The sequence below is a fragment of the Sphingomonas sp. Tas61C01 genome (assembly GCF_052567495.1).
This window is the reverse complement of sequence record NZ_CP199583.1, coordinates 1,530,469-1,543,272: the sequence shown is the minus strand read 5'-3', so window position 1 is coordinate 1,543,272 and position 12,804 is coordinate 1,530,469. Positions and strand designations below refer to the sequence as shown.

Genomic DNA, 12,804 nt, shown 5'->3' with positions numbered 1-12,804 from the left:
TTTGACCCTGCATGAGCACGACAGCCAAGCGCAGCGATCCACGCCTGTGGGAACAGGTGAAGGATGATGTGACCGCCGGGGAAAAGGGCGGCGAGAAGGGCCAATGGTCGGCGCGCAAGGCGCAGCTCGCGGTCGCCGAATACAAGAAGCGCGGCGGCGGCTACGAAGGGCGCAAGGATCCGCACAATTCCCTCGCCGAATGGACCGACGAGGATTGGGGCACCAAATCGGGCAAGCCGAGCGGCGAGACGCACGAACGCTATCTGCCGAAGGGTGCACGGGAGTCGCTATCCGCGGAGGAATATGACCGCACCACCGCCAAGAAGCGTGCCGACACCCGCAAGGGCAAGCAGTTCTCCGCCCAGCCGGCCGACGTGGCGGAAAAGGCGAAGGGCTTCCGCGACCACCGCACCAAGGCGGAGCTCTATCGGCAGGCGCAGAAGCGAAACCTTCCTGGCCGATCGACGATGAGCAAGGCGCAACTCGCCGAGGCGCTGGCGGGCTGATTCCCCGCGCAGCCGCGCAGCCGCGCCCGATCACCGCCGTTCGGCGCTGGTCCGGTCCCGGATCGCCTTGAACTCCGAACCCGCGCGCCATGTCGGCCACGCGGTGCCGTTCGCCAGGTCGAACCCGATCCGGCGGAGCAGATCGACGTCCGCGGCAGCACCGCGCAGGTCCCAATCCGCCGACCACGCGTCGCAGGTCTGGTGGTAGCAGCGCATATAGCCGTCGAGCCACGCCTGTCCCGCGGTCCGGCCGCCCGTCACCAGATCGGGCGCGCCGCTGATCGCCATCAGCAGCAACGTCGGCACCCCGCGCCGCGCGAGCGAGAAATGGTCGGCGCGGTAGAAGAGCCCGCGTTCGGGCAGCGCCTCGGGCGTGACCACGCGGTCCTGCGCCCGCGCTGCGGCGGCCAGCGCGTCCTCCAGATCGTTCTGCCCGGCGCCGACCAGCAGCACGTCCTTGGCGGGCCCGGCGGTCTGGAGGATGTCGAGCGTCAGGTTGGCGACCGTCTTGGCGGCGGGATAGATCGGGTCCGCGGCATAGGTCTCCGAACCCAGCAACCCGCGCTCCTCGCCGGTCCACAGCGCGAAGACCTGGGTGCGGGCGGCGCGCGGCGCCTTCGCCGCGGCGCGCGCGATCGCGAGCACCCCGGCGGTGCCGAGCGCGTCGTCGTTCGCGCCGGGACGGATCCGGCGCCCCTGCGCATCGGTTGCGCCCTCGCCATAAGCGTCCCAATGCGCGCCGTAGACGACGACCTCGTCGGGCCGCGTGCGCCCCGGCAATCTGGCGAGCACGTTGCGACTCTCGGCGCGCACCACGGTGACTGGCAAGTCCGCGGAGAAGCCCGCGCCCTTCAGCAAGACCGGGCGGAAGTCCGATCGGCGCGCGGCGGCCCGCTGCTGCGCCAGGTCGAGCCCGGCGGCAGCGAACAGGCGCGTTGCCGCCTCGCCCTCGATCCAGCCCTGCAGCATCACCCGCGGCGCGGGCGGGCGCGCGACGTCGTAGTTTTCGCCGGCGGGCGCGGTGACGGTCGCCCAGCCATAGCCCGCACCCGGCGTGTCGTGGACGATCAGCGCCGCGATCGCGCCGCGCCGCGCCGCTTCCTCGAACTTGTAGGTCCAGCGCCCGTAATAGGTCATCCGGCGGTCGCCGAACTTGCCCTTCGCATCGTCGCCGGCCACCGCCTCGAAATCGGGATCGTTGACCAGGAAAACCGCGACCTTGCCCTTCAGGTCGACCTTCTTGAAATCGTCCCAGCCCCGCTCGGGCGCGCTGACGCCGTAGCCGACGAACACCAGCGGCGCGTTCGCCACCGCCGCGCGATCGACCGGACGGACGGTGGACAGATACACGTCCTTGCCTTGCGTCCACGCGATGCCGTTGGCGCCGACGCGCCCGGTGCCCAGCTGGGTGCGGACCAGCGGCACCGGCTGGGTCCAGCTGCCGTCGGGGCCGCCGGGCTGCAGGCCCGCCGCCTTGAATTGCTCGATCAGCCACGCGACCGTCTTCGCCTCACCCGCGGTTCCCGGCGCGCGGCCGCCGAACGCGTCGCTGCTGAGCGTCTTGACGTCCGCCGATAGCGCGGCAGGGGACAGCGGATCGGGTGCCGGGGCTGCCGCGATCAGCGGCAGGGCGGCAAGGGCGAGAAGGCGGTGCATCGGTGCGGGCTCCTGCGAACGGCGGGCTCGCGCTTGTAGGGGCGATGCACCTCGGTGGCGAGCGTTCAGCGCGCGGCGATCCGCGTGCGGAGCATTTCGACACTGCGCGCGAAATTGCCGCTCGCGGGCCCGACTTGGCGGAAGGTGGTGACCGCCCGGTCCAGCAGGCGCCGGGCCGCGTCCTGGTCCCCGCGCGCCGACGCCAGCGACGCCTGCGACAGCAGCGCGGCACCATCGACCAACGGCGCCTTCAACGCTTGCGACCGGCGAACTGCGTCGGCGAGCACCGCTGCCGCCGCATCGGTGCGGCCGAGTGCGATCAGCGCGTCGACCCGCGCCAGCGCGCACATCAGCGCCGGCGAAGTGTCGGCGCCGAGCAACTCCGCCGCCATCGGCGTGGCTTCGTCGAGCGCCGCGATCGCCTGGCGCGGCTTCCCCAATCGCGTCGACACCCGCGCATAGTGCAGCAGATCGACCGCCAACGCCGCCGACCGGCCGTACAGCGCCCGCCGATCCGCGACGGTCTTGCGCAACATCGCCTCGGCCGCCGCATCGTCGCCGCGGCGCGCGGCGATCCCCGCCCGGAGCCGAAGCAGGGTGAGCGCGCCGGCGGACTGGCCGTGGCCGCTGCGGTTCATCGTCGCCCTGCCGCGACGGATCACCGCATCCGCCTCCTCCAACCGGCCGGCCTCGATCAGATGCTGCGCCAGGTTGCCGTAGCGCGTCGCCAGGTCGCGATCGTAATCGGCATAGACGAGCTCGGCATCGGGCATGTTCGCGATCAGCAGCGCGATCCCCTCCGCACGCCGCCCCTGCAGCCGCCGCATATAGGCGAGCGCGCCGACCGTTTCGACGCGCTCGCGCCGGAACAGGACCGGGTCGGTCCGCCATACCGCATCGGCCTCGTCGAGCAGGTGCTGCGCCCGATCGAACTGGCGCTCCTCGACCAGGATCGTGGCGAGCTTCAGCTTCAGCCGCGCGGATCCGACCCGGTCGCTGCGGCCGACGCCCCGCGCCAGCGCGGTGACCAGCAGGCGCTTGGCGTCGGTCTTGTTCTCGACGATCTGGTAGAGGTCGGCGAGCGCCGCGACGGTGCCCGCACCGCTGCGCCCGGCCATCCGCCTGGTGGTGTCGTCGATCATCTGGCGGACGGTGATCGATCCGAGCTGCGCGGATTCGCTGGTGTCGCGAAACATCAGCAGCATCGCCTGGTTGACGCCCTCCAGCCGCTCGGCCTCGGCACGCGCCAGGCTCCGCTGGTCGGCGGCCTTGCGCGCCTGCCACGCCACCCCGGCACCCCCCGCGACCAGCGCCGCGACCACCGTCGTCGTCGCCGCGACGCCGGCGCGGTTGCGGCGCAGGAAACGGAGCAGATGATAGCCGGTCGCCTTGGCGCGGGCGCGCACCGGGCGGAAGGCGAGGTGCCGCCGCACATCCTCCGCCAGCGCCTCGACGCTCGAATAGCGCTGATCGGGCGCGCGTTGCATCGCCTTCGCAACGATCGCGTCGAGATCGCCCATGATCCGTTCGGCGGGAACGTGGACGCCGGTCGCCACCCGGCTCGGCAAGGGCGGCTCCTCCTGGAACAACCGCCGCAAGAACAGCGACAAGGGCGCGTTCGCGGTGGCGTTCCAAGGGCCCCGGCCCGCCAGCAGCTCGAACAGCACCGCACCCAGCGCGTAGATATCGGTGGCGACGGTGACCGGCCCGTCGTCGAATTGTTCGGGCGCGGCGAAGGCGGGGGTCGCGATCTGCTGGATGAAGGCGCGATCGGTGCCCGCTTCGTCGAGCAGGCGGGCAACGCCGAAATCCAGCAGCCGCGGGCGTCCGTCGCGATCGACCAGGATGTTGGACGGCTTGATGTCGCGGTGGACGATCAGTCGCGCATGCGCATAGGCGACCGCCTCGCAAAGCGACAGGAACAGCTGCAACCGGGTGGCGAGATCGGCCCCGCGATCGGCGCACCAGATGTCGATGTCCTGCCCCTCGACATATTCGATCGCCATGTACGGTCGGCCGTCCGCGGCGATCCCGCCGTCGATCAGCCGCGCGATGCCGGGATGCTCCAGCTTGGCGAGCAGCTGCCGTTCGGCGGTGAACAGGTCGAACCGCGCCGCCGCTTCGGGGCGGAGCAGCTTCAGCGCCACCCGCTGGTCGAAATCGGCGCCCGAACGGTGCGCGAGATACAGCTCGCCCATCCCGCCGCGCCCGATCGGCCGTTCGATCCGGAACGCGCCGACGAAGCTTCCCGCGGACAGCGGCGCCGGGGCCTCGGCCTTTCCCGCGGCCAGCGGGGCCGGCGCGATCCGCGCGTCCAGCACCCCGCTACGCGCGCTCGCCGCGATCATCGTTTCGACGCCGGCCAGCACCGTGGGCGGCAGCTTCATCCGCCGCAGTCGCGCCTGCCGGTCGCCGTCGGGCAGGTCGAACAGCTGATCGAACACCGCCCGCACATGCGCCCATTCGGACCGCGTCAGCTTCGGGCGACTCATCCGCGCCTAATCCGCCGCGATTTCGCTATGGATCCACGCACGCGCCTGGATCCACCAGCGCCGGATGGTGCGATCGCTGACCCCCATCAGCTTGGCGGTCTCGGCATCGCTCATCCCCGCGAAATACCGGCAGTCGACTACCCGCGCGAGCTGCGGATCGAGTTCGGCCAACGCGCGCATCGCCTCGCCGAGCCGGACCAGCGCCTGATCGTCGACCTCGCCCGCCGCTACCGCATCGGCGGCGTCGAGCGGCAGCATGCCCGCGTCGCCGCCTCGCTTCGCGGTCATCCGCGCCCGTGCCGCATCGACCAGCACGTGGCGCATCGTCAGCGCGACCGTCCCCAGGAAATGCTCGCGGCTTTTCCAGTCGGATCGGTTGTGCAGCTTCAGATAGGATTCGTGCAGCACCACGGTGGTCTGCATCGTCGCGGGCTGCCCGGCATTCCAGCGTTCGCGGTGCGCGATGCGGCGGAGATCGTCGTACAGCGCGGCCATCATGGCGTCCGACGACCGCGGTTCGGATGGAGGTTCGGCTTCGCGCGGCACGTCACGTCTCCCCTGGCTCGCTTCAGCTATAGCCTTCGTGCGGCGAGGTCTATCGCCTGCATATCGTCGGCGAGATCACCGAAAAAGTTTCGCAGCCATGTCCGCTTCGGCGCGCATCTCGCGTCTCCTTGGCTGTGACGACCGGGCAAGCGTCGTCGCGACGGGCTGGGGCCGCAAGGGAGAACAATGTGCACTTGAGCGACTTGAGAGCGGACGATCAACGCGCATTCCACATCGCGCAACTCGAACATGAGCGGGCGAACGCCTCTGCCGCAACCGACCGCAAGGCGAAGCTCCTGCACGAGGAACTCGCCAAGTTTCACATGCGTGCCGCGGGGATCAAGCGAGAATCATCGCTCGTGTGATCCGACGCAGCCGAGGATCAGGAGGAAGCCATGAAGAAGTTCTTGTTAGCCTGTGCCGTCATGATCGCCGCGCCGGCATCGGCGGAGGTCATCGACTTCTCGTCGCTGGCGTTCGACGGCAACACCATGACGCCGTGGCAGAAATACACGACGGTGACGGTGGGTGACTATGTCTTCACCGCGCTCCAACCCGCCACGCGGCCGCTGCTGGTTCATGCTCGCGGCGACGAGAACAATGCAGATCCGGGCGGCGCGACGCTCGGCATCAATACGTCGGGAAGCGATCTTGGCTTCGAATTCTCGCGCATCGATGGGGCCGCTTTCGACTTTCTGAGCTTCAAGGCGACCCACTTTACCAATGGCTATGAAGGCCCCGGCAATGGTGGACCGCTGGCATTGCTACTCGACGGAACGTCGTTCTCTGCAGGGTCTTACGATATATCGCCGGGGTTCCAGGACTTCGCCGTCAACGCGCTCGGCGTGCACACGGTGCGAATCACCAGCAACAACTTCTTCCAGGTCGACGACCTGTTGGTCAGCTCGGCCGTGCCCGAGCCGGGGACGTGGAGCATGATGCTGCTCGGCTTCGGTATGCTCGGCGCCACCATCCGCTTCCGCCGCCGTGGGTTGGCGGCGGCATGATGCCTGCTTCCTCCCTCGTTCCAGCGGGGGAGGGTTGCCTGCGTCCCATTGACAGCCTGATCGCCCGCCACGAATAAGTAAATAAACTTGCGGTATCCGATCGGGACATCCGCGGGTGGCGATCGGGAGAGCGCGTGATGGATCTGGCGGGGGGCGAAGCGGCGTCGCGGACGACGCCTGCGCATACCCGCGCGGTGCTCGCGATGGCGCTCGGCGGGCTGTTGTTCGGCTTCGACACCGCGGTGATCTCGGGCGTGACCGAGGCGCTGCGCACCGATTTCGCGCTCGGACCGGCCGGGGTCGGCCTGGCGGTCTCGGCGGCCTTGTGGGGCACGCTGGTGGGCGCGATCTTCAGCGGCGCGCCGGGTGACCGCTTCGGCGCGTTGCGCGTCCTGCGCACCATCGGCCTGTTGTACCTGGTGTCCGCGGCGGGATGCGCGCTGGCGAGCGGCCTTGCCACCTTCGCCGCGTTCCGCTTCGTCGGCGGCATCGCGATCGGCGCGTCGTCGGTGCTGGTCCCGGTCTACATCGCCGAGATCAGCCCGCCCGAGCGCCGCGGCCGGCTGGTCGGGCTGTTCCAGTTCAACATCGTGCTCGGCATCCTCGTCGCCTATGCCAGCAACGATGCGATCGGCCGGATCGAGCCCGGCGATCTGGCGTGGCGCTGGAAGCTCGCCTCGGCCGCGGTGCCCGCGGCGCTGTTCCTGCTGTTGCTCGCCGGGGTGCCGCAAAGCCCCAAATGGCTGCGCGCAACCGGGCGCGACGCAGAGGCCGAAGCCGCCGCCGCCCGGCTGGGCATCCGCGTGACGGAGGTCGATGAGGTGGTGCGCCCCGCCGGTCGGCTCGACTGGCACGCGCACCGCAAGCCGATCCTGCTGGCCGTGGGAATGGGGCTGTTCAACCAGCTGTCGGGCATCAACGCGATCCTCTATTATCTCAACGACATCTTCGCCGCGAGCCGCCTGGTCGGCCTGTCGGCGGACACCCAGGCGATCATCATCGGCGTCGCCAACCTGATCGCGACGATGGCGGCGATGACGATCATCGACCGGGTCGGGCGCAGGCCGCTGCTGATCGCCGGCGGCCTGATCACCGCGGTGGCGCTGGCCGGCGTCGCGCTGGTCTATACCGGGGTCGCGTCGGACCGCCTGCTGCTGCCGCTGCTGATCCTGTTCATCGTCGCCTTCGCGATGTCGCAGGGCGCGGTGATCTGGGTATATCTCAGCGAGATCTTTCCCACCGACGTCCGCGCCCGCGGGCAGGCGGTCGGGAGCGCGACCCACTGGATCGCCAATGCGGTGCTGTCGTTCGCATTCCCGGTGATGGCGCAGGTCGACCGTGCCCTGCCGTTTTGGATCTTCGCCGCCGCCGCGATCGTCCAGGCGATCGTCGTCGCGCGCTTCTTTCCGGAGACCAAGCAACGGTCGCTGGAGGCGATCAGCCGCGACATGGCGCTGCACTGACGGTCATAAATAATACATTTTGTTTTATCTTGACCTCGCTCATTGTCTGCTCCAGAATCTTGTCGACGGCTAAAGCCGCGAGAGGATGACAGGCATCGGGGCGGCCCATCGGCAAGACCCTCCATCATCGTTCGTCGCTGCTGCAGCCGCCGCCGGAAGACCGGAGAGGAAAAGGGGCATTCGGATGATTGACGTCACGTCTCGGCGCGCGGGCTTGTATGCCGCCGCATCGCTTACAGCATTGGTTCTCGCGTCCGCGGCCTCCGCGCAGCAGACCAGCACCACGCAGGGCGTGATCGCCAACCCACCGGGCGGCACCGCCGCCTCGCCGAGCGCGGAGACCGCCCAGCAGACCGGCGACGCGACCGCGGAGGACGCCGGCCCCGACATCGTCGTTACCGGCATCCGCGCCGCCCAGGCACGCGCGATCAGCGTCAAGCGCAACGCCGCGCAGGTGGTCGATTCAATCTCGGCCGAAGACATCGGCAAGCTGCCCGACGTCACCATCTCCGATTCGCTCCAGCGCATTCCCGGCGTCCAGATCCGCCGCGACGCGGGCGAGGGTGCCGCGGTCAACATCCGTGGCCTGCCCCAGGTCAGCACGCTGCTGAACGGCGAAAGCTTCCTCGGCGCGAATTCGATCACCACGGTCCAGCCGAACTTCAACGACATCCCGTCGCAGCTGTTCGCGGGCGCGGACGTCATCAAGTCGGCGACCGCCGACCTGCTCAACGCCGGCATTACCGGCACCGTCAACCTGCGCACCCGCCGCCCGTTCGACCTGAAGCGCGGCTTCACCGCCGCGGGCACGCTCGAGGGCGACTACGGCGACAAGGTCAAGAAATGGGACCCCAACGTCAACGGACTGGTCGGCTATCACGGCGACCGCTTCGGCGCGCTGGTCTCCGCCGCCTATTCGGACCTGCGGCTGTCGAACCAGCATAACGGCATCCAGGAAGGCTACGGCGTCGGCCTGCATAACGAAGGCTATGACGACGTCACCTCGACGAACGGCTTCTCGCCTCCGAACCGCCGCCGCGGCACTCCGGTCGGCAACGTTCCCGCGACCGCGACCAGCCCGGCGCATCCCGCCGGCTACGACGTCAACGGCGACGGCGACATCAACGATACGTTCCTGACGCCGCAGGCGCATACCGCGTGGAACCGCCAGACCCAGCGCCAGCGCCTCGGCATCAACGGCTCGTTCCAGGCGGAGCTTACCGACCAGCTCGAGCTGACCGCCGACGCCTTCTTCACCAAGCAGACCCAGTATGATCGTACCGCGGGCTTCCAGTTCCAGAACGTCAACTGGCAGGCGGGCGAGTTCCTGCCGGGATCGACCCGCGACACCGGCGCGCAGATCGGCGGCTACAATCTCAACACGATCGGCGTGTACAATTACGACCTGCCGAACTTCGATAGCTATGCCGAGACCATCCGCACCCAGTCCAAGTCGCAAAACTACAATCTCGAACTGAAGTATGACGACGGCGACAAGTTCAAGGTCACGGTGCGCGGGCTGTACGGCAAGGCGAACCAGGACCAGAACCAGAGCTACGTCCAGTTCAACCTCTCGAACGGCGCGCAGTGGAACAACGGCATCGGTCATTATCCGACCGGCGACGTGCAGTTCAATCCGGGTGCCTACACCGTCAGCACGGTCGCCGGGCTGAACTCGCTGCCCGCCAAGATCGATTTCACCGGCAACCAGCCGGTGTTCACCCTGCCGCAACAGCTCACGACCGAGCTGGCGGACATCAACTCCTACGCGCTGAAGACGATCAGCTCGGAGAATAACTTTCGTCGCGACGGCGACCTGAAGGTCCTCCGGCTCGACGGCGAATACAAGTTCAACGAACAGATCAACCTGACCTTCGGCGCCCGCTACAACGAACGCAGCGTCGAGGATTTCGAGTTCGAACGCGCCGCACCGCTCTATGCCGGCGTCGCGACCAATCCGGCGGGCTGCCTGGTCAAGTGGAAGGCGTTCGACGTCCGCCTGACCGATCCGTCCTGCTCGGCCGGCACCGGCGGCGACGCCAATGGCGACGGCGCGCAGGACAACGCCTACACCGCGGGCATCACCCGCAAGGCCAACGATCCGAGCTTCAACGGCGCGGTCAAGCAGTACAACCTGCCGGTCGGCGGCGTGCCCGCGATCTACGTGCTCGATCCGCACGCGATGGACGACGCGCTCGCGTTCAACAACGCCTTCTATCCGGGCAATGTCGAGACGGTGCTGCCGGGGCGGTCGTTCGGCATCGATCTGAAGCAGACGTCGGGGTACGCGCAGGGCAATTTCGACGTCGACATCGGCATCCCCTTCCGTGGCAATTTCGGTCTGAAGGTGATCCAGACCAAGTTCCGCGTGCGCCAGAACATCACCGGCGTGCCGCAGCCCTACGGTGTCGCCGCGGTCGACGCGGGCGACATCATCACCAAACGCAGCTTCACCGACGTGCTGCCGTCGTTCAACATGTCGTTCGATTTCCGGCCCGACGTCCGGCTGCGGCTCGCCTATTCGCGGACGATGACGCTGCTCGACCTCAATCAATGGGGCGGTGGCTTCGACGTCAACTATGCGATCGACACCTCGGTCAATCCGCCGATCTTCCGCGTCACCGGCGGCAATTCCAACGGCAACCCACAGCTCGATCCGTGGCGGGCCGACAATTTCGACGCCTCGCTCGAATGGTATGTCGGACGCTCGAGCCTGCTGAGCGCCGCGGTGTTCTACATCGACGTCGCGAGCTTCATCCAGCAGGGTTCGATCCAGCGCACCGACTTGCCCGATAACGACGGCGTGGTCCGCAATCGCACGGTGACGATCAGCACGCCGATCCAGGGCGCGGGCGGCACGCTGAAGGGGGTCGAGCTGGGGGCCAAGCTGGTGGCGGCGGACTTTGGCATGAACGGGTTGCTCGGCAAATTCGGCGTCGACGCCAACTTCACCTATTCGCCGTCGGATTCGGGCTTCAAGGATCTCGCCGGCGACACCATTCCGTTCCAGGACAATTCGCGGTTCCAGGGCAACGCCGCGCTGTTCTTCGAAGGCGGCGGCTTGTCGGCGCGCGTGGCCTACAATTACCGGTCCAAGCGCGCGGTGTCGCAGAACTTCGGCGGCATCACCGGTCTCGAACTCTATCAGCAGCCGACCAACTACTTCGACGCGACGGTCAGCTACGACGTCAACAGCAACCTGACCGTGTTCGGCCAGGCGTCAAACTTCACCGGCGAATACGAGAAATACTATCTCACCTTCCCGGAAGAGCATGCCTACAACAACATCTACGAACGCCGGTTCGCGGCGGGTGTTCGCGTGAAGTTCTGATCCCGTTCCCCCTGGCCCGCGGCCGATCATCGGCCGCGGGCTGTTTCGTCTCGGGCGGCTCGTCATTCGATGTGCTTGAGCCACATACAGCCCGTCACCCCGGACTTGATCCGGGGTCCCGCTGACTCGCAAAGGCGCGGTCGCTTGATTTTGCTGCTAAGCGGGACCCCGGATCGGGTCCGGGGTGACGAAGTTTATTGCGCATCTCGCGAAGCGCCCGGCTCCACGCGGATCGAAAAACGGGTGGATCGAATGCTACGCTTAGCTAGGCTGCCCACATGAACCCGACCGGCGAACGCGCGATCCGCTCGATCCTGATCGTCGGCGGCGGAACCGCGGGCTGGATGGCGGCGATCCTGCTCGCGCGGCGGCTGGAGCGGCAGCCGGTGACGATTACCGTCGTCGAATCCCCCGATATCCGCACCGTCGGGGTCGGCGAGGCGACGGTGCCCGCGATTCGCGATTTCCACCGTGATATCGGGGTCGACGATCTAGACGTCATGCGCGCGACCCAGGGCACCGCCAAGCTCGGCATCGAGTTCGACGGCTGGCTCCGCCCGGGGCAGCGTTTCTTCCACCCCTTCGGGCTCTACGGCTCGCGATCGCGCGGGGTGCAGTTCCACCAATATTGGCTCCGGATGCGCGCGGCAGGCGATTCCCACGACCTCGGCACCTATAATCTCGGCACGCAATTGGCGGCGGCTGGGCGCTTCGCGCCCGCGGCGGAGCGGCCCGGCGCGGACTTCGGTGTGTACGACTGGGCGATGCACTTCGATGCCGGGCTTTACGCGCGATACCTGCGCACGCTGGCGATCGGGCTCGGCGTCCGCCATGTCGAGGCGACCGTCACCGACGTCGCGCTCGCGCCTGAGACCGGCTTCGTCGCCGCGGTCGAGACGCGCGAGGCAGGGGCGCTCGCCGCCGATCTCTTCATCGACTGCAGCGGCTTTCGCGGGCTGCTGATCGCGGGCGCGCTGCAGCAGGGCTATGAAGACTGGTCGCACCTGCTGCCGTGCGACCGCGCGGTGGCGATCCCGTGCACCCATGGGGGCCCGCTGACGCCGTTTACCCGCTCGACCGCGCTGGCCGCAGGGTGGCAATGGCGCATCCCGCTTCAGCACCGCGTCGGCAACGGCTATGTCTATGCCAGCCGCCACGTCTCGGACGACGAGGCGGTCGCGACGCTGCGCGCGCGGCTGGAAGGCGAGGCGCTGGCGGAGCCCAACATGATCCGCTTCACGACCGGACACCGCACGCGGTTCTGGCACCGCAACGTCATCGCGCTCGGGCTGGCCGCGGGTTTCATGGAACCGCTGGAATCGACCAGCATCGTCCTTATCCAGACCGGCATCGAACGGCTGCTGGAGCTGTTCCCGACCCGCGACTGCGATCCCGTGCTGGCCGACGAATACAATCGCAAGGGACGGCTGGAATGGGAGCGCGTGCGCGACTTCCTGCTGCTCCACTATTCGGCGAACCGCCGCGAGGGCGAGCCGATGTGGGACGCGGTCCGCGCGATCGAACTGCCCGAGCCGCTCGCGCGCAAGATCGCGCTGTTCAAGGCGCGCGGTGCCTTCGTCCGCTACGAATGGGAATCGTTTCAGGATCCAAGCTGGCTGTCGCTCTATGCCGGCCTCGATCTGCTGCCCGCCGTTCACGACCCGCTGGCGGATTACTTCGCCGAGGAGGAACTGCGCGGCGCGCTGGCGCGGATCCGCACGTCGATCGACTCCGCGATCGCGAAGGCGCCGACTCATGCGGACTTTATCGCTGGAAACTGCGCGGCCGGCTGAGCCCCGACGA

9 protein-coding genes are annotated in these 12,804 nt (G+C 68.1%); 6 read left to right on the top strand and 3 right to left on the bottom strand.

Annotated features, from left to right (window positions below):
- Positions 1 to 11 precede the first annotated feature (11 nt).
- On the top strand, positions 12 to 506 hold the full coding sequence (locus ACT009_RS07295; protein ID WP_445193672.1) for a hypothetical protein: 495 nt from the start codon (positions 12 to 14) through the stop codon (positions 504 to 506).
- A 30-nt stretch (positions 507 to 536) separates the two neighbouring features.
- On the opposite strand, the gene ACT009_RS07290 is transcribed toward ACT009_RS07295, so the two are convergent.
- From ACT009_RS07290 to ACT009_RS07280, 3 genes are all read right to left on the bottom strand, one after another.
- The gene (locus tag ACT009_RS07290; protein ID WP_445193671.1) at positions 537 to 2,162 is read right to left on the bottom strand and encodes a M28 family peptidase; all 1,626 of its coding nucleotides are present in this window, start codon (positions 2,160 to 2,162) and stop codon (positions 537 to 539) included.
- 65 nt (positions 2,163 to 2,227) lie between these two features.
- Entirely contained in the window at positions 2,228 to 4,654 is a 2,427-nt protein-coding gene (locus tag ACT009_RS07285) for a protein kinase domain-containing protein (RefSeq protein ID WP_445193670.1), read from the bottom strand.
- 6 nt (positions 4,655 to 4,660) lie between these two features.
- Complete coding sequence (locus ACT009_RS07280; protein WP_445193669.1) at positions 4,661 to 5,200, bottom strand: ECF-type sigma factor; 540 nt, start codon at positions 5,198 to 5,200, stop codon at positions 4,661 to 4,663.
- A gap of 188 nt (positions 5,201 to 5,388) precedes the next feature.
- Between ACT009_RS07280 and ACT009_RS07275 the strand changes: the two genes are divergently transcribed.
- The 5 genes from ACT009_RS07275 to ACT009_RS07255 all read left to right on the top strand — a co-directional run bounded on the left by ACT009_RS07275 (position 5,389) and on the right by ACT009_RS07255 (position 12,794).
- The gene (locus ACT009_RS07275) at positions 5,389 to 5,565 is read left to right on the top strand and encodes a hypothetical protein (RefSeq protein WP_445193668.1); all 177 of its coding nucleotides are present in this window, start codon (positions 5,389 to 5,391) and stop codon (positions 5,563 to 5,565) included.
- Between the two features lie 30 nt (positions 5,566 to 5,595).
- Positions 5,596 to 6,207: a PEPxxWA-CTERM sorting domain-containing protein gene (locus tag ACT009_RS07270; protein ID WP_445193667.1), complete on the top strand. Its 612-nt coding sequence runs from the start codon at positions 5,596 to 5,598 to the stop codon at positions 6,205 to 6,207.
- 137 nt (positions 6,208 to 6,344) lie between these two features.
- Positions 6,345 to 7,670, top strand: coding sequence for a sugar porter family MFS transporter (locus ACT009_RS07265; RefSeq protein ID WP_445193666.1), 1,326 nt, complete (start codon positions 6,345 to 6,347; stop codon positions 7,668 to 7,670).
- A gap of 184 nt (positions 7,671 to 7,854) precedes the next feature.
- Complete coding sequence (locus ACT009_RS07260; protein WP_445193665.1) at positions 7,855 to 11,001, top strand: TonB-dependent receptor; 3,147 nt, start codon at positions 7,855 to 7,857, stop codon at positions 10,999 to 11,001.
- Positions 11,002 to 11,279: 278 nt separating this feature from the next.
- Entirely contained in the window at positions 11,280 to 12,794 is a 1,515-nt protein-coding gene (locus tag ACT009_RS07255; protein WP_445193664.1) for a tryptophan halogenase family protein, read from the top strand.
- Positions 12,795 to 12,804 lie beyond the last annotated feature (10 nt).

What these genes read in the sequence shown, in the direction of transcription:
- ACT009_RS07270 (WP_445193667.1), top strand. Translation starts at nt 5,596, where the DNA reads ATGAAGAAGTTCTTGTTAGCCTGTGCCGTCATGATCGCCGCGCCGGCA.
- ACT009_RS07260 (WP_445193665.1), top strand. Translation starts at nt 7,855, where the DNA reads ATGATTGACGTCACGTCTCGGCGCGCGGGCTTGTATGCCGCCGCATCG.
- ACT009_RS07255 (WP_445193664.1), top strand. Translation starts at nt 11,280, where the DNA reads ATGAACCCGACCGGCGAACGCGCGATCCGCTCGATCCTGATCGTCGGC.
- ACT009_RS07285 (WP_445193670.1), bottom strand. Translation starts at nt 4,654, where the DNA reads ATGAGTCGCCCGAAGCTGACGCGGTCCGAATGGGCGCATGTGCGGGCG.
- ACT009_RS07295 (WP_445193672.1), top strand. Translation starts at nt 12, where the DNA reads ATGAGCACGACAGCCAAGCGCAGCGATCCACGCCTGTGGGAACAGGTG.
- ACT009_RS07290 (WP_445193671.1), bottom strand. Translation starts at nt 2,162, where the DNA reads ATGCACCGCCTTCTCGCCCTTGCCGCCCTGCCGCTGATCGCGGCAGCC.
- ACT009_RS07265 (WP_445193666.1), top strand. Translation starts at nt 6,345, where the DNA reads ATGGATCTGGCGGGGGGCGAAGCGGCGTCGCGGACGACGCCTGCGCAT.